The organism is Pleomorphomonas sp. T1.2MG-36 (genome assembly GCF_950100655.1).
Classification (GTDB): domain Bacteria; phylum Pseudomonadota; class Alphaproteobacteria; order Rhizobiales; family Pleomorphomonadaceae; genus Pleomorphomonas.
Map to the genome: position 1 here is coordinate 128,179 of NZ_CATNLY010000012.1, position 19,285 is coordinate 147,463.

The following is a 19,285-nucleotide window of genomic DNA, read 5'->3' on the forward strand; positions in this document are numbered from 1 at the left end:
TTGGAATTGTTCGCCCGCTCGGCGCTGCATGTCGTGCAACGCTGCTCCGCAAGCCTGCATGGCTGAGACAGACGGACCGACACGATCATGAGGGGCCCTTCGAGGCCCCTCTCTTTATGGTTGCAGCCCACAGATCCCCTTGAGACAAGCCGAGGACAGCCGGGATGGGAATGCGAGGCATTCTCCCGATCTCAAAATCGGCTGTTTCTCTTCATGTTTTCAAAAGTAGCACTATTTGGCCAATTTCTAAAAGGTTTCAATTTTCTATCCGCTTTTGCGGGCCTTGAGCGCCGTGCCGAACCATCCTCGGCGGACTGCAACCAACAGGCGTATGCATATCATGGCGGGCTGACCGGACACCGTTGCAAGGCGGGCTTGGAACCCAGGCAATAGCGCAGGATTACTTACTTAACCTTTGCATTCATATATTACATGAAGGGTGCGAAGCGCTTGCAGATCATCCCTGATTTCGCAGGACTACGTAAGTGATTTATGTTATACGTTCTCGGACGCATAACTTTCCGGCCATCGAGCTGGTGATAAAACTGGAGAGAAAGCCATGAACGTCTATGCGCGCGAACCGTTCGATACCGATACGGAGCTCTCCGCCCAGGACCCCTGGCGCGGCTTTCTTCCCGGAAGCTGGACGCGTGAGATCGACGTTCGCAGCTTCATCATCGCCAACGTGACCCCCTTCGAGGGCGACGCCAGCTTCCTCGCCGGCATCACGCCCCGCACCGCCGATCTCTGGGAGAGGCTGAAGGCCCATCTCAAGGCCGAGCGCGACAAGGGCGGCGTGCTGGACGTCGACGTTTCCACCCCCTCCTCCATCACCTCGCACAAGGCCGGCTACATCGCCGAAGATCTCGAGCAGATCGTCGGCCTGCAGACCGATGCGCCGCTCAAGCGCGCCATCATGCCCTTCGGCGGCTATCGCATGGTCAAGAACGGCCTGGAGGCCTACGGCTTCAAGGCCGACGCTTCCCTCGACAAGGTGTTCCCCAAGCTCCGCAAGACGCACAATGACGCGGTCTTCGACGTCTACACCCCCGAGATGCTGGCCTGCCGCAAGTCCGGCGTCATCACCGGCCTGCCGGATGCCTACGGCCGTGGCCGCATCATCGGCGACTATCGCCGCGTCGCCCTCTACGGCGTCAATCGCCTGATCGAGGACAAGCAGACCCAGCTCAAGAGCTTCGAACTCGCCACCATCGACGAGGAGGTGCTGCGTGCCCGCGAGGAGACCGCCGAGCAGATCAAGGCGCTGAAGGAACTCGTCAAGCTCGGCGAGATCTACGGCTTCGACCTGACCCGCCCGGCCGTCAACGGCCGCGAGGCGGTGCAGTGGACCTATCTCGCCTACCTCGCCGCGGTGAAGGAAGCCAACGGCGCCGCCATGTCGCTCGGCCGCGTCTCCAGCTTCCTCGACATCTACATCCAGCGCGACATCGTCGAGGGCGAACTCAACGAAGCCGAGGCGCAGGAGTTGTTCGACCACTTCGTCATGAAGCTCCGCATCGTCCGCTTCCTGAGGACGCCGGAATACGACCAGCTGTTCTCCGGCGATCCGACCTGGGTGACCGAATCCATCGGTGGCATGGCCATCGACGGCCGTCCGCTGGTGACCAAGTCGTCCTTCCGCATGCTGAACACGCTGAACACGTTGGGCCCGGCCCCCGAGCCGAACCTGACCGTGCTGTGGTCCGAGCATCTGCCGAAGGGCTTCCGCGACTTCTGCGCCGAGACCTCCATCAGGACCTCGTCGATCCAGTATGAGAACGACGACCTGATGCGTCCCTACTGGGGCGACGACTACGGCATCGCCTGCTGCGTCTCCGCCATGCGCATCGGCAAGCAGATGCAGTTCTTCGGCGCTCGCGCCAACCTCGCCAAGACGCTGCTCTACGCGATCAACGGCGGCCGCGACGAGAAGAGCGGTGCTCAGGTCGGCCCCACTTTCGCCCCCGTCGTCGGCGACTACCTCGAGTTCGAGGACGTCAAGGCCAAGCTCCTTCCGATGATGGAGTGGCTTGCCCGCGTCTACGTCAACGCGCTCAACTCCATCCACTACATGCATGACAAGTACATGTACGAGCGGATCGAGATGGCGCTGCACGACCGCGACATCCTGAGGACCATGGCTTGCGGCATCGCCGGCCTGTCGGTCGCCGCCGACAGCCTCAGCGCCATCAAGTACGCCAAGGTCAAGATCATCCGCGACGAGCGTGGCCTTGCCACCGACTTCGAGATCGAGGGCGACTATCCCGCCTTCGGCAACAACGACGACCGTGTCGACGACATCGCCGTCTGGCTTACCGAAACGTTCATGGGCTGCATCCGCAAGCACAAGACCTATCGTAACGCCATGCCGACGCAGTCGATCCTGACGATCACCTCCAACGTCGTCTACGGCAAGAAGACGGGCAACACCCCCGACGGCCGCAAGGCCGGCCAGCCCTTCGCGCCGGGTGCCAACCCGATGCACGGCCGCGACAAGAACGGTGCCGTCGCCTCCATGGCCTCGGTTGCCAAGCTGCCCTACGCCCACGCGCAGGACGGCATCAGCTACACCTTCTCGATCGTGCCGTCGGCTCTCGGCTCGACCGCAGAGGATCGGGTGAATAACCTCGACAGCCTGCTCAGCGGCTACTTCCTGCAGGGCGGCCACCACATCAACGTCAACGTGTTCGACCGCGAGACGCTGGTCGATGCCATGGAGCATCCCGAGCTCTATCCGCAGCTGACCATCCGCGTGTCGGGCTACGCGGTGAACTTCATCAAGCTGACGCGCGAGCAGCAGCTTGATGTCATCAGCCGGACCTTCCATGGCGCATCAAACTAACCTCCTCGACCTCCGGGACGCCCATGGCGGCGCCCCGGGAGTCCACGCCGACGGCGGGCATGTCCACCCAGCCCGCCGGCCGGTCGCCCACGGCTTCGTTCATTCGAAGGAAGCCGGCGGCGCCGTGGACGGCCCCGGCATCCGCTACGTGCTGTTCGTCTCCGGTTGCCCGCTCCGCTGCCTCTACTGCCACAACCCCGACACCTGGCACATGCGCAAGGGCAAGGAGACCTCGGTCAACGAGATCGTTGCCGAGATGGCCAGCTATTCAAACTTCCTGAAGCGCGCCAAGGGCGGTATCACCATCACGGGCGGCGAGCCGCTGACGCAGGTGGAGTTCACGGCCGAAATCTTCCACGCCGCCAAGGCGATGGGCTTGCATACCGCGCTCGACACCTCGGGTTTCCTGGGCAAGCGCGTCTCCGACGAGATGCTCGAAGACATCGACCTCGTGCTGCTCGACATCAAGGCCTTCACCGAGGAAACCTACTTCGAGGTGACCGGCGCCCAGCTGCAGCCGACGCTCGATTTTGCCCGCCGGCTTTCTGCCAAGGGCAAGAAGATCTGGTTGCGCTACGTGCTGGTGCCGGGCCTGACCGACAAGCTGGACGAGATCGAGGCACTGGCGGCTTTCGCTCAGGAGCTCGGCGTCGTCGAACGCGTCGACGTGTTGCCCTTCCACAAGCTTGGCGAGTTCAAGTGGAAGGAATGCGGCCGCGAGTACAAGCTTGCCGAGACCGAGCCGCCGTCGCGCGAGCTGGTCGAAGAGGTCCGCTCGATCTTTCGTGCCCACGGCCTGAAGGCCGGTTGAGACAAGCTCGTCCGGCTCAAAGACTTCGGGGGCGCCTTGGCGCCCCCGTTTCGTTACAGAACCCGATGCTGGCTCACGCGGCGGCGAGTTCGGCCTTGCGCTTGTCGACCACCTTCTGCGCCACCGGCCCGGTGATCTCCTGCAGATGGTCGAACGTCGCCTCAAAGGTGCCGACGCCGGCCGTCGCGGATCTGAGTTCGACGATCAGCATGCCCATTTCGGCCTGCGGGATCAGCGCTTCCGTCACGTCCCAGCCCTGCCAGCCATCGCGCCCGTCGAAGCCGAGGAGCTGGCCGCGCCGGCCGGTGACGATCTGGTTGATGCGAGCCGTGAACTCGCTCGGCCCGTAGAACTTCACCTTGAGGATCGGCTCCAGCAGCACCGGCGAGCACTGCGGCAAGCCTTCGCGCATGCCGATGCCGGCCGCGGTCTTGAAGGCCATGTCGGAACTGTCCACGGGGTGGAACGAACCGTCCGACAGCGTCACCTTGATGTCGACCAGCGGGAAGCCGAGCGCACCGCGCTTCAGACTGTCGACGACCCCCTCCTCGATGGCGGGGAAGAAGTTCTTCGGCACGGCGCCGCCGGTGACCACTTCGGCGAAGGCGAAGCCCTTGCCGCGTTCCTGCGGCTCGATGGTCAGCACGCAGTCGCCGAACTGGCCGTGGCCGCCCGACTGCTTCTTGTGACGACCGCGCACCGTGGTCGCCGACTTGATGGTCTCGCGATAGGGAATGATGGGGTCGCGCGTCACCACTGCGACGCCGAACCGGTTTTGCAGGCGTTCGAGCTGCACGCGAAGGTGCATTTCCCCCTGCCCCTCGATGCGCGTTTCCGCCGTATCGGCGTCCTGGACAACCACAAGAGACGGGTCTTCCTCGGCAAGGCGGCTCAACGCCGTCGACAGCTTGACGTCGTCCTTGGCTTCCTTCGGCGCCACCACCATGGAAAGTACCGGCGGCGGCGGGACGAGTGGCGCCAGCTCTTTCGGCGGCGTCTTGCCGGAGGAGAGCGTCAAGCCGGTCTCGGCGGGATCGACCTTGCCGATTCCAACCACCGCGCCGGCACCGGCCTCCGCCAGTTTGGTCGGCGTTCCGGTACCCAGTGCATAGAGCCCCGACACACGGCCAACGGCCCCGTCGGCGGCGGTCAGTGCCAAACCGTCGGTCAGCTTGCCGGACAGGACGCGGACGATGGAGAGCTTGCCGGCATGAGAGGTCTGTACGGTCTTGGCGACCTGAACGATAGCCTCGGCGCCGGCGGCAAGTCCCAGACGGTTGCGCGTGTCTTCGATGCCGGCGGCATCGTGGCGCAAGGCCTTCAAAAGCCGGGTGATACCGTTGCCGCGCTCGGCCGAGCCAATGAACACCGGCGTGATCTGGCCGGACCGCATTTCCTTGCGCATATCCTGGAATATCTGGTCGCGGTTGGGCGCGACATCGGACAGCAGCTCCTCCATCAGATCGTCATCGTAGTCGGCGAGGCGCTCCAGCATCTCGTAGCGGGCGGCTAGCTCGTCGGCCTGATGATCGGAGGGAATGGGGACTTCCTGGCTCTCCGCGTGCTCGCGATAGACCAGCGCCCGCTCAAGGGCCAGCTCGATGGTGCCGATGGCGGTGCCATCCTTCCAGATCGGAATCTGGCGCAGCACCAGGGGTGTCGCCGACGCCGACTGCATCAGCTTCAGTGTGTCGCGCAGCGTCGCGTCGGCCTTGTCGATCTTGTTGATGAACAGCGCGTGCGGAACGCCTGCGACTTCGAGCTGGCGGAGCACGAGTTGCAGGGCCGGAATCTTCTTCTCATCTGCCTCGCAGACCACTATCGCCACATCGGCGACGGCGAGGACCGGCTGCATCTCAAACGCGAATTCGACAAATCCCGGGCAGTCGAGGAAGGTATAGCGGTCGCCCAGGAACTCGGCGTCGGCGGCATTGAGGTCTATGCCCATGCCATGGGCGCGAGCCTCCCTGGAGCGGTCGCCAACGCTGCTGCCCGCCGCCACGTTCCCGGCCTTCGGAATCGCCCCCGTGCGCTCGAGGATCGCCTCGAGAAGCGTCGTCTTGCCGCTGCCGTGAGGCCCCACGATGGCAACGCAACGGGGGCCGGCTGCTCTGCCGTCGGCGGTTGTTCCGGTATGTCCTGACATGGCTGACCTCCAGATATGTTTCCGTTATGTTCTCGCCTATCCAATTCCGCAGCCCCCCGTTTCCCGGGACTGCGGACCGTTCACTCTCGGGCCGGTCATCCCTCCTCCGACGACCGACAGGGCAAGAATGTGCCTGTTTTCAAGGGTTGGCAATACGGGCAAGCGGCAGGCGGCTCGGAACCCGACTAAGGGATGAAGGCGCTGCCGGACGGCGCGTGGCTCAGTGTGGAAACATCGGTGGAGGAGATGACGGAGCAGAAAAAAGACGCGGGACGCCGATCCCACGATGCCGGCATCCCGCGTCGCTGGAGCCGTCGCCGCTCCGGGAGGAACTGGGGCGAGCGACGGGAAGAGGTTCGGGAGCGGGCGATTTCCGCCCCCGATCGTCAGGCCGATCTCAGCCGAGACGAGCCCACAGAGGCAACATGTCGCCATGAGCGCGGCAGAGGTCGTCGACCAGCGACCAGATCTGATCGAGATCGAGCTCGGCGGCCGTATGCGGATCCATCATGGCCGCGTGGTAGAGATGCTCGCGGTTCTCGGTCATCAGCGCCGCCACCGTCAGTTCCTGGACGTTGACGTTGGTGCGGATCAATGCCGTGAGCTGCGGCGGCAGATCGCCGACATAGGTCGGCTGAATGCCCGAGGCATCGACGAGACAAGGCACTTCGGCCGCGCAGTAATCGGGCAGCGAAGTGATGCAACCGTTGTTGCGGACGTTGCCGTAGATCACCGACGGTTCGCCTGTCCAGACGGAGTTGATGATCTGGGAGGCATACTCGTGGCTCTCTTTCACCTCGACGGTGTCGGAAGCCTTCAGTGCCTCGAGATCCTTCTCCCAGCGGGCGATCTGCTCGACGCAGCGCTTGGGGTATTCGTCGAGCGGGATGCCGAACTTCTCGATCAGGTCGTCGCGGCCCTCCTTGATGAACCACGGCGTATACTCGGCGAAATGCTCGGAGCTTTCCGTGACGAAATAGCCGAGCCGCGTCAGCATCTCGTAGCGCACCTTGTTGGGGCAGCGCGGATTCCAGGTCGACGGCTTGGGATAGCGGCCCTCGCGGTAGCCGCGCACCAGATCGGGATAGAGGTTGCGGTAGCTGCCGTCCGCCTGCCGATGCTCGAACTTCAGGTAGAAGGCCATGTGGTTGATGCCGGCCGCCCGGTAGCGGATCTCCGAAATCGGAATATCCAGGTCGCGCGCCAGCTCCTCGGCGGTACCCTGCACCGAATGGCAGAGGCCGACCTGACGGATCTTCGGATACTTGGCTGAAATCGCCCAGGTGTTGATCGCCATGGGATTGACGTACTGGAGCAGCACGGCGTTCGGGCAGACCTCCATCATGTCGGCGCAGATCGCCCAGAGGTGCGGCACGGTGCGCACGCCGCGCATGATGCCGCCGACACCCAGCGTGTCGGCGATGGTCTGGCGCAGGCCGTACTTCTTCGGCACTTCGAAGTCGGTGACCGTGGCCGGCTTGTAGCCGCCGATCTGGAAGGCGACGACGACGAAATCAGCCCCTTCGAGCGCCTTGCGACGGTCCTTGTAGGTTTCGACCTTTGCCGGCGCATCGAGCAGCTTGACGAGACGGCCGACGACCATTTCGCTTTCCGCGAGACGCTTCTCGTTGACATCCATCAGGGCGATGGTCGCGCCCTTGAGCGCCGGCCGGTGCAGCACGTCGCCGAGGATGTTCTTCATGAACACCGTCGAACCGGCACCGATGAAGGTGATCTTGGGATTGGCCACCATTTTTCACTTTCCTCCAGGCAAACAGATTTCCCGCACGAACCGGCGTTGCCGGTCCGCCATCGGGGACAGGTTGGATGTTTTCTCGTTCGGGAGCCCACCGCTCTCAACGGCTCGCCCCGGTCGGGCTCCGTCGTGCTCTCCATAGGGAGAGCAAAGCGGAGCCCGGAATCTCGCCGCCTATGCGGCCACCTCGAAGGCCGCCTTCACCAGTTTTTCGGTGTAGGCGGTCTTCGGCTTGAACAGGACCTCCTCGACCGGCCCCTCCTCGACGATCCGTCCGTGCTGCATGACGATCACGCGGTGACAGAGCGCCCGCACGACCTTGAGGTCGTGGGAAATGAAGAGATAGCTGAGCCCGCGCTCGTCCTGCAGCTTGCGCAACAGGTCGATGATCTGGGCCTGCACCGACAGATCCAGCGCCGACGTCGGCTCATCGAGCAGGATGAACTCCGGCTCGAGCGCGATGGCGCGGGCGATGGCGATGCGCTGCCTCTGGCCGCCCGAGAACTCGTGCGGAAAGCGCGACAGGATGTTGGTCGGCAGTCCGGCCGCCTTCAGGGCCTCGCGAACCCGGTCGAGACGCTCGGCGTGGTTGGCGCCAATGCCGTTGACGATCAGGCCTTCCTCGATGATCTGGCACACCGACATGCGCGGGTTGAGCGAGGAGAACGGATCCTGGAACACCACCTGCATGCGCGACCTGAGCGGCCTCAGCTCCTCCCGGTTCTTGCCGTGGATGGGCTTGCCATCGAAATAGATCTCGCCGCCGTCCGGATCGGACAGACGGATCAGCGCCTGGCCGAAGGTGGTCTTGCCGGAGCCGCTCTCGCCGACGATGCCAAGGGTTTCGTGACGGCGCAGCGTCAGGCTAAGATTGTCGACGGCGACCAACTCGTGGAACTCGGCATTGAAGAAGCCGCCCTTCTTCAGCATGAAGGCGACGCGGACGTCCTTGCCCTCGAGTATCACCGGCGACTCCGCCGGCAGCGGGTTGGCATGACCGCGCGGCTCCGACCCAAGGAGATGACGGGTGTAGGGATGGCGGGGATTGCCGAACAGCGCCTCGGTGGTGTTGTGCTCCTTCACCTCGCCCTTCTGCATAACGTAGACGTAGTCGGAGAACTTGCGCACCACGGTGAGATCGTGGGTGATCAGGATCACCGCCATGCCATGGCGCTGCTGCAGGTCGCGGATGAGCTGAAGGATCTGCGCCTGCACCGTCACGTCGAGCGCCGTGGTCGGCTCGTCGGCGATGAGTATGTCCGGGTTGTTGGCAAGCGCCATGGCGATCATCACGCGCTGGCGCTGACCACCGGACAGCTGGTGCGGATACTGGTTGATCCGCGATTCCGGATCGGGAATGTGCACCTCTCGCAGAAGGTCGATCGCCTTTGCGCGCGCCTTGGACTTCGACAGCTTCTGATGGATGCGAATGGCCTCCACGATCTGCGTGCCGATCGAGTAGACCGGATTCAGCGAGGACAGCGGCTCCTGGAAAATCATGGAAAGCCGATTGCCGCGAAGCATGCGCCGCCGGTGCGCCGACCATTTCAGGATATCGTCGCCATCCAGGCAGATCGTGGAGTCCGCCGCCACCCTGGCACGCTTCGAAAGAAGCCCCATGATGGTACGAGCAGTCACCGACTTGCCCGACCCGCTTTCTCCCACCACGGCGATGGTCTCGCCGCGATAAAGCTGCATCGACACGCCGCGAACCGCTTCCACCTCACCGTCCTCCACCTTGAAGCGGACGGCGACGTTCCGGCAGTCGACAATGGGCTCCCCTTTGCGGCTGTCATGATCGAGCCGAACGTCCGGAGCGAGGTTTTCGTCTCTGTCCATGGTCGGCTTCCTCAATAGGGATCGATGGCGTCGCGCAGACCGTCGCCAAGTGCGTTGAAGGCGAAGACGGTTGCGAAGACGAAGGCCACGGGGGCAAGTATCCAGGGATACGAGCCGATGGCCGAGTAGTTGGAGGTATCCTGAAGCATCAGACCCCAGGAGATCAGCGGCGGTTTCACGGCAAAGCCGAGGAATCCGAGGAAGCTCTCCAGCAGCACCACGTTGGGGATGGCCAACGTGACGGCAACGATGACGTGGCTCATCACGTTGGGGAAGATGTGCTGGAAGATGATGCGCCGGTCACGGGCACCGATGGCCATGGCCGCACGGACGTAGTCGATACGGGCGAGTGCCAGCGTCTTGCCTCGCACCTCACGCGAGAGCTGTGCCCAGCCGAGGGCCGACATCACGAAGATGACGAAGGCGAGGAACACTGAGGTGGGCGCCGTCACCGGAATCAGCGAAGTGAGCGCGAGATAGAGCGGCAACTGCGGAAAGGCCAGGACCAGTTCGACGAAGCGCTGGACCCAGATGTCGAAACGGCCGCCGAAATAACCGGAAACCATGCCGACCGTCGTGCCGACCACGGTGATGATCGACACCACGGTGAGCGCGATCATCAGCGATATGCGCGAGCCATAGAGGGCGCGCGACAGCACGTCGCGGCCGAACTTGTCGGTGCCGAGGAAATGGACCGCCTTGCCGTCCACGGCGCCGAACAGATGCCGCTCCGCCGGGATCAGCCACAACAGCCGATATGGCGCACCCTTGACGAAGAAGCCGAGGTAGCGCGGATTGTCATAGTCGGGTCCGATCAGCGGCTGGTAGGTGATCGGGTCGAGCTCGGCTCCCTCGACCATCGGATAGATGCGGGGTGCGAACGCCCAACCGCCGTCCTTGTCGGTGAAGGAGATGGTCTCCGGTTGCGAGTAGCCGACGTCTGTGAACTTCGGATCGACCGGCGACAAAAAGTCGGCGAACAAGGCGATGAACACCAGCAGGATGACCATGACAAGGCCGGCCATGCCGGTCCAGGAGCGCTTGAGGCGCCGCCAGACCAGGGCGACATAACTTTCGCTGCCGTGCTTCTCGACGATTTCGCCGGTGCCGTTCAGGGTGGTTTCGCCAGGAACAAGCATCAGTTGGCTCCTCCACCAAGGCGGATGCGGGGGTCGAGAAGGGCGAGCAGGATATCGGCGATGATGTTGCCGATGATCAAGGTGGCGGAAAGCACGAGCATGAAGGTGGCCGTGACGTAGACGTCGCCAACGGCCATCGATCCGACAATGGCCGGCCCGACGGTGGGAAGGGCGAAGATGATGGCGGTTTCGATCTCGCCGGTCAGCATGTAGGGCAGCACCACGCCCTGGTACATGACGAGGGGATGCAGCGCATTGGGCACGGCGTGGCGCAGGATCACGGCGCCTTCCGATAGGCCCTTGGCCCTCGCCGTCTCGACATACTGGGCGTTGAGCGTGTCGAGCAGGTTACCGCGCATCACCCGCATGTTGTAGGCGAGGCCGCCAAAGGTGGCTATCGCCACAACCGGCCAGACATGCTGCACGAGATTGACGAACTTGCCCCATGACCAAGGCGCGCCGCCGTATCTCGGCGAGAAGAAGCTGTTGATCTCATTGACGTTGAAATGGAACACCATGATGTAGACGATAACCAGCGCCATCAGGAATCGTGGAACCGTCATCCCGAGGAAGGATATGAACGACAGGAGACTGTCGATCCAGGAATACTGCTTGGTCGCCGCGATGATGCCGAAGGATATGCCTATGACGGAGGCCAACAGATGGCACGTCAGCGCCAGCAACAGCGTTCGGGGCAAGCGCTCGGCCACGACATCGGCCACGGGGCGATTGTAGAAGAAGCTGCGGCCGAAATCGCCTTCCGTGACCATGCCGACGATCCAGTTGACGTACTGGACCGGGATCGGCTTATCGAGGCCGTGGGCGACGGCGTAGGCCTTGGCCTGCGCGTCGGCTTCCTCGAAGGAGGCGCCACCCTGGTTGATCAGCTGCGATCGGATGAAGTCGCTGTAGTCGCCGGGAGGGGCCTGGATGATGGCGAACGTGACCACGCTCAGGATGAAGAGAACCGGGATCGCCGAGGCGATGCGGATGAGCAAGAAGCGGAACATGGATCTGAGACTTCCTGACTCTTTGTCATGGATTTTGAAGGACCCGTCTCTCGCAAAACGGGCTGGCTTGGATCGCCATCGGCCGGCGGCCGGTGATGGCTGGAGATCTTAGGCTCCCTCGGACTCCCGGACAATTCTGCGGAGGTCTCGGAAGAAGTGTCCCGGCGGCGGGGGGCACCGCCGGGACGCTGCAGCATCCGCCGATCGGGTTGACCCAATCGACAATCGGCTGCTCAGCCAAGGACTCTGAAGCACTCTCTTGGTGCCGACCAGATATTCATCTGGTCGGCGAATGCTCGGACCGTTCGAGTGGGAAGATTACTCGGCGGGGCCCTTCTCACCCGGCTTACCGGGCAGGGAGTCCTTGGCCAGCTCGTAGTCGCCCTGCTTGTCGGCGGGGACGTAGAGGCGTTCACGGAGAACCGTGTCTTCAGCCCAGTTGAACATGAAGATCGGGGTTCCCGGGGGAACGTTGGCAAAGCGCTTGTTGATGATCAGAGCACCGGGGTACTCGGTCAGGCCGACGCTGTTCACGTTGGTCGTCGCGACCTTGTTGTACTCTTTCATCAGGTTGGCGCGTTCGGTCACGTCCTGGGTGGCGATGAACTTGTTGACGATGTCGACGAGCTGCTGCTCGAAGGGCATCAGATCAAGCTGTCCGCTTTCCGGGGCGCGATGGAACCACGAGGTCTTCGGGCCGACAGGCGCGAGTTGCTCGGTGTTCTGCACGACGGCCGTCAGTTCCGGACCATGCCGGTTGATCGTCCAGTCGAACTTGCCGCCGTAGTTGGCGTTGTCGCGCTGCTTGCCGTCGAGGGCGTTCAGGACGACGCGCAGACCGAGCTTCTCCATCTGACCGATCACGCCTTCGGCGAGGTTCTTGTCGGTGGAGTAGTCGGCGCTGACCAGCAGCGTGATCTCGACGTCCTTGCCCTTCATCGGGCCGTCCGTGTAGTTCACGACGCCGTTGCCGTCGGTGTCCTTGAGACCGGCAGCCTCAAGCTCCTTCTTGGCCCCGTCGAGATCGAAGGGATAGTAGAAGGTGCTCTCGCGGTCATAGAAGCTCGAACCTGACGAGATGCCGCCCGGATAGATGGCCGTGAACGGCCCCTTCACCAGCGCCTCGCCGAGCTTCTGCCGGTCGAGACCCATGGTCACGGCCTTGCGGAAGTGCTCGTTGCGGTTCAGATCGCGCACTGCCTGGCCACGTTCATCCGGACCACCCCAGCCGTTGGCCGAGAAGTTCATGTAGAGGTTGTAGCCGATGAGACGCGGGCCGAACTCGAGGCGAGCCGGAGCGGTAGGCTGGGCGGCGCGCTTGAGCGACTCGACGAAGTTCTCGGGCTGCTCGAGGTTGGAGATGTCGCCGGAGCCGGCCACGGCCTGCACGTCGCGGTCCGCCCAGGTCGACAGCTTGAAGTGGACTTCGTCGAGATACGGCAGCTGATTGCCCTTCTCGTCGACCTTCCAGTAGTAGGGATTGCGACGCAGGACGATGATGTCATCCGGACGGTAAAGAACCGGCGACCACGCACCCATCACCGGCCAATTCAGGAAATCCGGCGGGAAGGCGTTCTTGTACTGCTCATAGGTATTCTTGGAATACTTGGGATGCTGCGGCTTCAGCATGTGAGCGGGGCCGGGGCAAAATGTGCCGTAGGCCATGTTGTAAAGGTACTGCTTGGGGAAGGCGTCCTTGAACGTCCACTCGATCGTGTAGTCGTCGATCGCCTTCAGCGTCGTGCCCGCGCCGAAGGTTTCGGCCGTGGCGCCGTTGGTCGGCGAAACGTTCGGATCGAGGACGTTGTCCTCCCAGTAGAACATGACGTCTTCGGAGGTGAAGGGCACGCCATCCGACCACTTGGCACCCTCGATGAGGTGCATGGTCAGCTTGTGACCGTCTTCGGACCACTCCCAGCTCTTGGCGAGGTTCGGAAGCGGCTCCATGTCCTCGGCCTTGATCTGGAACAGCTGCGCGGTACGCGTCAGACACTCGTACATGCCGATGTCGATACCACCCCAGCCCTGCACCTGTCCGGCCTGGTAGTTCCAGCCCTCGGGACGACCGCCAATGACATGGCGAAGCGCATCGCCGTAGACACCGATGCCGTCGGGCATGTTGCTTGTCTTGAAGACGAGCGGCTCTTTCGGCAGACGGTCCTTGACCGGCGGAAGGCGTCCCTTGTCGACGAAGTTCTTGGTGATGTACTCGGGCTCACTATAGGACGGCAGAGCCTTGTACTCGTAGAGGTCGCTGCGCCCGACGTAGTTGACCTTGCCTTGCCCCTGGAATACCGGTGCCTGCGGCACGGCAGTCAGCTCAGATGCAAACGCGGCCGTCGCAAAGAACGACGCGCCGAGCATCAAAGCCGACGTGAATTTCATCCGATAAGTCATTCCGTCATGTCCTCCCTCGGAAAACCGGCCACCGGCGGAAGCCGGCGGACGACCAATGCGATGGGCAGCGTCGGAACGCATCCCCCCGCTTCTCTTCCCAAGCCGACCGGCTTCCTCATATGGCTGGTCGGCTTCCCCAATGCGGCGGCCCATGGTGCCTGCCGCGTCCGGCGCGGTTGCCCACGCCGGACAATTGTTGAAGGCGTGCGGTCGCTCAGACCTTGGTGCGCGCCTTCTCTTCGCGAATTTCGTCGATGCCGCGCGCCTCGCGACGGGCCGCTCCCTGCCAGTCGCGGGTCTTGACGGTCGACTTGGCGACCCTCTCCTTGGCCGCGTCGATGGCATGGGCATATTGCGGCAACCAGCGCGCCTGGGCGACCAGCATTTCGTCCACCATCGCCCATACTTCGTCAGGCGTGCAGATGGCGCCGACCAGCGGATCGTGCAGCACGGCGAGCTTCAACAGATCGACGTCGCCCGTCACCGCCGCATGGACCGACATGCGCTGCACATTGATCGACGACAGGCAGGTCGCCGCACAGGCTTCCGGCAACGTGATGCCGGCCACCATGTTGATGCCGAAGCGATCGACAAAGCCCGGCGACTCGATGATGCAATCGTCCGGCAGGTTGGTGATGACGCCGCGGTTCTTCTGATTGAAGTGACCGCGATAGATCCGGCCGGTTTCCAGAGCTTCGATGATGTGGCTGGCGTGCTCGCTCGAACGCCGCTTCGGATCGATCTTTTCCTCGGCTTCCTTCAGGAACTCGGGGAACTCCGTCTCGAACCAGTTGCGCTGTTCGGTGGTGAAACGCAGATAGCCGCCCGTCTCGCCATGAATCCAGTCGGACATGTCGATCCAGTTCATGATCTCGCCGGGCCGCTTGCGGTACCACGGCAGGTACTCGGACAGATGGCCGTTACTTTCAGTGGAGTAGACGCCGAAGCGCTTCAGCACGTCGATGCGGACCTTCTCCTGCTTGGAGAAGACGGGATGCGCCTCGAAGGCGGCGACGATCTCGTCCTTGGACACCTTGCGGCCACGGACGCGGACGTCGACGTACCAGGTCTGATGGTTGATGCCCGAGCAGATGTAGTCCACCTCGTCGTGACCGACGCCGAAGATGTCGGCGATCTGCTCGCCGCCATGTTGCACGCCATGACAAAGGCCAATGGTGTCGACCTTGCCATATTCGATGGCCGCCCAGGTGTTCATGGCCATGGGGTTGGCGTAATTCAAGAACTTGGCGCCGGGCTCGGCAACTTCGCGGATATCCTTGCAGAAATCGAGGATCGCCGGGATATTGCGCTGCCCGTAGAGGATGCCGCCGGCGCAGATCGTGTCGCCGACGCACTGGTCGACACCGTACTTGAGGGGAATGCGGATATCGTCCTGATAGGCGTCGAGACCGCCGACGCGGACGCAGGAAATCACATAGCGCGCCCCTTCGAGAGCCTTGCGGCGGTCGGTGGTCGCGGTAACCTTGGCCGGGAGCTTGTTGACTTCGACGATCTTTCTCAGGATCGTCGCGATCATCGTCAGATTGTGCTCGGAAATGTCGGTCAGCGCGAACTCGACATCGGCAAACTCCGGTACGCACAGAATGTCGGTAAAGAGCTTCTTGGTGAAGCCGACGCTTCCAGCGCCGATGATCGCAACTTTGAAGGCTGCCATGCTGTCCTCGTTCACTCGCCTAAATCGATCGGGGAAAGGATACTTCCAGACAATACAATGCCGCTGCACAACAGACACTGTCGTGTTGCGCCTCATATCTTGTCCTGGGGGAAGTCCCTGGGTCCGTCCGTTCCGTTCTTCTTGTTGGCTGCATTAAGACGTAATATGGCTGCTAAGGCCAGACGAGGATTGTGCTTCGATGGGTAATTCCGTGCTCGACAAACTGCGACAAAACGGCCCGGGAATGACGACAATGTCATTGCCGCGGGGGCGCAATCTGCTCCACACGATGCCGACCAGTACCGGCTATGATATTCAAACTTCAAAGGAATATTCCTGGGACGGACGCAAACGCGGGCAGACGCCATTCACGGTTCTCCAGCACACAATTTCGGGGCATGGAAATTTGCGCTACGAGGACAAGCACTATCGCATCGGCGAGGGCGAGGCGATGCTGGTGCTCGTGCCGCATAACCATCGCTACTGGCTGGAGGACGGCGGACGCTGGGAATTCTTCTGGATTTCCATGAACGGCGAGGAGGCGCTGAGACTGCACAGATCGGTCATGGCCGTAACCGGGCCCGTGCTTCACCTGAAGCCGCGCACGGTGGAGACGCTGGCCGACTGCTGCCTCCGGATGATGGAAGGCGAAGGCGAAACGCCGGGCGCCGCATCGGCCCTAGCCTACCGCGCCGCCATGGCGCTTTACGACGACGTCTTCGCCGGCACCTATTCGGACGCAACCCAGGCAAGCCCGATGGCGCCGGTGATCCGGCACATCCTCAACAATCTGCAGAGCGACTTGTCGGTCGATGAGCTGGCCGGCGTCGCAGGCCTCAGCCGCGCTCATTTCAGCCGCGTCTTCACCGCCACCGAGGGGCGGCCACCATCGGAATACGTCCTCGCCGAACGAATGCGCCGCGCTGCCAAGCTACTGGCCGTCAATACGGAGATCTCGGTGAAGGAAGTCGCGACCCTGACCGGATTCTCCGACCCCAACTACTTCTCGAAGGTGTTCCGCCGCTTCTTCGGGGCCAGCCCAACCGAGTTCCGCACCACCGGCATGTACGCCACGCAAACCATCGGCACGGACAGGTAAGCCGATTCGCCGGCCGTCAGCCGCCGTTGGCAGCGATCCAGCCCCCCAGCGCGTCGCGCTCCTCGCGCGTCATGCCCGTTTCGTTGCCGAGCGGCATGACTTCCGAATCGACCGCCTGCATCTTGATGAGCGGCGCGTAGCGGCGAATGTGATCGACATCGGTGAAGACGAGGCCCTTTGGCGGCTCGGTGAATCCCTCATGGGTTGGCTTGGCGGAATGGCACATCACGCAGTGCGTTGCGGTGAGGCGAAGCACGTCGGCATCGGTGACGGCCGAGGCATCCGCCACACTGGCGGAGCGCGGCAAAGGCGCCGTGGCGATGACGGCCAGAGCGAGGGCGACGGCCGCCCCGGGCAGGGCCCACCAGTATTTCCGGAATGGATCGCCTGCCTCGTGGCGGTTGAGAAGGTGTCGCACCGTGCCGCCGATGACGAGAATCAGCGCCACCAGAAGCCAGCCGTGCGGATGGCCGGTGAGCAGCGGATAATGGTTGGACACCATCATCAGCAGCACCGGCAGCGTCAGGTAGTTGTTGTGTATCGAACGTTGCCGTCCCTGCAATCCCAGCGCCGGGTCCGGCCTCTCGCCCGCCATCAACGCGGCGGCGATCTTCTTCTGGTTGGGGATGATCACCCGGAACACGTTGGCCGCCATCATGGTACCGACCAGAGCGCCGACGTGGATGAAGGCGCCACGCCCTGAGAATACGTTGCTGAACAGCGCGGCGAAGCCGACGATCATCAGGAAGACGCAGAAGACGACAAGGCCGGGATGATCGTTGGTCGTGTGCTTCATGAGGCCGTCATAGGCCAGCCAGCCAACCAGCAGCGACAGCACCGAAATGACGATCGCCTGCCATGGCGCGAGATCGGCCACGGAGGGATCGATCAGATAGGCCCGGGCGTTGAAATAGTAGACCGTCGTCAGGAGCAGAAAGCCGGAGACGAAGGTGAGGTAGGCCTCCCACCTGTACCAGACGAGATCTTCCGGCAGCTCTTCGGGCGCCACCGCGTATTTCTCGACGTTATAGAAACCACCCCCATGCACGAGCCAGGCCGTGCCGTAGACGCCGGGGTTCATCTTCGCCCGCTTGCGCAGGCTGAGGTCGAGAGCAATGAAGAAGAAACTGGTGCCGATCCATCCGATGCCGACCACGAGATGGAACCAGCGAACCAGAATATGAAGCCACTCAATGGCGAAGCTCAGCATGTAGGGCCCGGCGCCTCGTTGCGGACTTCGCCGGCCTAGCATCTAGGCATGGCGCATCCATACGCATTTAGCCGTAATCTAGCTCCGACAAGCGGGCTTGCGCAAGTCGGCAGGCGAACTGAAATGCCAATATTTCCGGCAGGTTGGCGGCCCTCCACAAAACAGAGAGGCCGCCCGGAGGCGGCCTCATGATCAATGTGAAGGGAACGGAAGAAGCTGCGGCTTACTGCGGCAGCTTGTCGTCGACGCCCTTGACGTACCAGTTCATGCCCAGGAGGTCGCCATCCGGAGCAACGACGCCAGCCGCATAGCGCTCCTTGCCATCCTGATCGACAATCGGGCCGGTGAAGGGGTTCCAGCCGCCAGCGATCTTGGCCTGCGTTTCCTCGGCAAGCTTCTTGGTTTCGTCGGCCATGTTGGCGTACTCGGCCATATGGACGGTGCCGTCCTTGATGCCTTCCCACACGTCATCGGCCTTCCAGGTGCCGTCGAGAACGGCCTTGACCGACTTGATGTAGTGCGGACCCCAATCATCGACGATGGCGGTCATCTGCGCCTTCGGCGCGAACTTGATCATGTCGGACGACTGGCCGAAGCCCTTCAGGCCGCGCTCTTCGGCGACCTGCATGGCGGCCGTCGAATCGGTATGCTGGACCATGATGTCGGCACCCTGGTCGAACAGCGCCTTGGCGGCGTCGGCTTCCTTGCCCGGGTCGAACCAGGAGTTCACCCAAATGATCTTGACCTTGAAGTCGGGATTGATCGACTGCGCGCCGAGCATGAAGGCGTTGATGCCCATCACCACTTCGGGGATCGGGAATGAGACGATGTAGCCGGCGAGGCCCTTCTTCGATTCCTTGGCAGCGATCTGGCCGAGGATGTAGCGGCCCTCATAGAAGCGAGCGTTGTAGAGACCCATGTTGGGCGCGCTCTTGTAGCCGGTGGCATGCTCGAACTTCACGTCCGGGAACTTCTTGGCCACCTTGAGTTCAGCATCCATGAAGCCGAAGGAGGTGCCGAAGACGATGCCGCAGCCTTCGCGGGCGAAGCGTTCGAAGACGCGCTCGGCATCCGGACCCTCGGCGACGTTCTCGACGTAGGCGGTCTCGACCTTGTCACCAAGTTCCTTCTCGACGGCGAGGCGGCCCTGATCGTGCTGGTAGGAGTAGCCGAAATCGCCGATCGGGCCGGTGTAGACCCAGCAGGCCTTCAGCTTGTCGGCGGCCGAAGCGCCGGAGACGGCGCCGACGGCGAGCGCCAGGGCCGTACCGGCAAGAAGCGCGAGTTTCTTCATGTTCATTCTCCCCTGGTGTGGGTTTTCCCACGGTCTGTCACGGTCTTGAATGAGGGCGTCGGCCGAC

At 62.8% G+C, this 19,285-nt stretch carries 12 protein-coding genes; 3 read left to right on the forward strand and 9 right to left on the reverse strand.

Annotated features, from left to right (window positions below):
• Positions 1 to 559: 559 nt before the first annotated feature.
• Together pflB and pflA are read left to right on the forward strand one after the other, a co-directional pair.
• Complete coding sequence (pflB, locus tag QQZ18_RS07595; RefSeq protein ID WP_284539697.1) at positions 560 to 2,842, forward strand: formate C-acetyltransferase; 2,283 nt, start codon at positions 560 to 562, stop codon at positions 2,840 to 2,842.
• Positions 2,826 to 3,653 carry a pyruvate formate-lyase-activating protein gene (pflA, locus tag QQZ18_RS07600; protein WP_284539699.1) on the forward strand — a complete coding sequence of 276 codons (828 nt, stop codon included), beginning with the start codon at positions 2,826 to 2,828 and terminating at the stop codon, positions 3,651 to 3,653. Before pflB ends, pflA begins: the two co-directional genes overlap by 17 nt.
• Positions 3,654 to 3,726: 73 nt before the next feature.
• On the opposite strand, the gene QQZ18_RS07605 is transcribed toward pflA, so the two are convergent.
• The 7 genes from QQZ18_RS07605 to melA (QQZ18_RS07635) all read right to left on the reverse strand — a co-directional run bounded on the left by QQZ18_RS07605 (position 3,727) and on the right by melA (QQZ18_RS07635) (position 15,615).
• The gene (locus QQZ18_RS07605; RefSeq protein WP_284539701.1) at positions 3,727 to 5,799 is read right to left on the reverse strand and encodes an elongation factor G; all 2,073 of its coding nucleotides are present in this window, start codon (positions 5,797 to 5,799) and stop codon (positions 3,727 to 3,729) included.
• Positions 5,800 to 6,196: 397 nt separating this feature from the next.
• Positions 6,197 to 7,552: an alpha-glucosidase/alpha-galactosidase gene (gene melA / locus QQZ18_RS07610; RefSeq protein ID WP_284539703.1), complete on the reverse strand. Its 1,356-nt coding sequence runs from the start codon at positions 7,550 to 7,552 to the stop codon at positions 6,197 to 6,199.
• A 177-nt stretch (positions 7,553 to 7,729) separates the two neighbouring features.
• The gene (locus tag QQZ18_RS07615; RefSeq protein ID WP_284539705.1) at positions 7,730 to 9,394 is read right to left on the reverse strand and encodes an ABC transporter ATP-binding protein; all 1,665 of its coding nucleotides are present in this window, start codon (positions 9,392 to 9,394) and stop codon (positions 7,730 to 7,732) included.
• 11 nt (positions 9,395 to 9,405) lie between these two features.
• The gene (locus tag QQZ18_RS07620; protein ID WP_284539707.1) at positions 9,406 to 10,533 is read right to left on the reverse strand and encodes an ABC transporter permease; all 1,128 of its coding nucleotides are present in this window, start codon (positions 10,531 to 10,533) and stop codon (positions 9,406 to 9,408) included.
• The gene (locus tag QQZ18_RS07625; protein WP_284539709.1) at positions 10,533 to 11,543 is read right to left on the reverse strand and encodes an ABC transporter permease; all 1,011 of its coding nucleotides are present in this window, start codon (positions 11,541 to 11,543) and stop codon (positions 10,533 to 10,535) included. The genes QQZ18_RS07620 and QQZ18_RS07625 overlap by 1 nt, the downstream gene beginning before the upstream one ends.
• 318 nt (positions 11,544 to 11,861) lie before the next feature.
• A complete protein-coding gene (locus QQZ18_RS07630; RefSeq protein WP_284539711.1) occupies positions 11,862 to 13,928 on the reverse strand; it encodes an ABC transporter substrate-binding protein in 2,067 nt (688 codons plus the stop codon).
• A gap of 226 nt (positions 13,929 to 14,154) precedes the next feature.
• Entirely contained in the window at positions 14,155 to 15,615 is a 1,461-nt protein-coding gene (melA, locus tag QQZ18_RS07635; protein ID WP_284539713.1) for an alpha-glucosidase/alpha-galactosidase, read from the reverse strand.
• A gap of 199 nt (positions 15,616 to 15,814) precedes the next feature.
• Between melA (QQZ18_RS07635) and QQZ18_RS07640 the strand changes: the two genes are divergently transcribed.
• Positions 15,815 to 16,714: an AraC family transcriptional regulator gene (locus QQZ18_RS07640; protein WP_284539715.1), complete on the forward strand. Its 900-nt coding sequence runs from the start codon at positions 15,815 to 15,817 to the stop codon at positions 16,712 to 16,714.
• Between the two features lie 16 nt (positions 16,715 to 16,730).
• On the opposite strand, the gene QQZ18_RS07645 is transcribed toward QQZ18_RS07640, so the two are convergent.
• Together QQZ18_RS07645 and QQZ18_RS07650 are read right to left on the reverse strand one after the other, a co-directional pair.
• The gene (locus tag QQZ18_RS07645; protein WP_284539718.1) at positions 16,731 to 17,924 is read right to left on the reverse strand and encodes a urate hydroxylase PuuD; all 1,194 of its coding nucleotides are present in this window, start codon (positions 17,922 to 17,924) and stop codon (positions 16,731 to 16,733) included.
• A gap of 223 nt (positions 17,925 to 18,147) precedes the next feature.
• Positions 18,148 to 19,218: a BMP family ABC transporter substrate-binding protein gene (locus QQZ18_RS07650; RefSeq protein ID WP_284539720.1), complete on the reverse strand. Its 1,071-nt coding sequence runs from the start codon at positions 19,216 to 19,218 to the stop codon at positions 18,148 to 18,150.
• Positions 19,219 to 19,285: the final 67 nt, after the last annotated feature.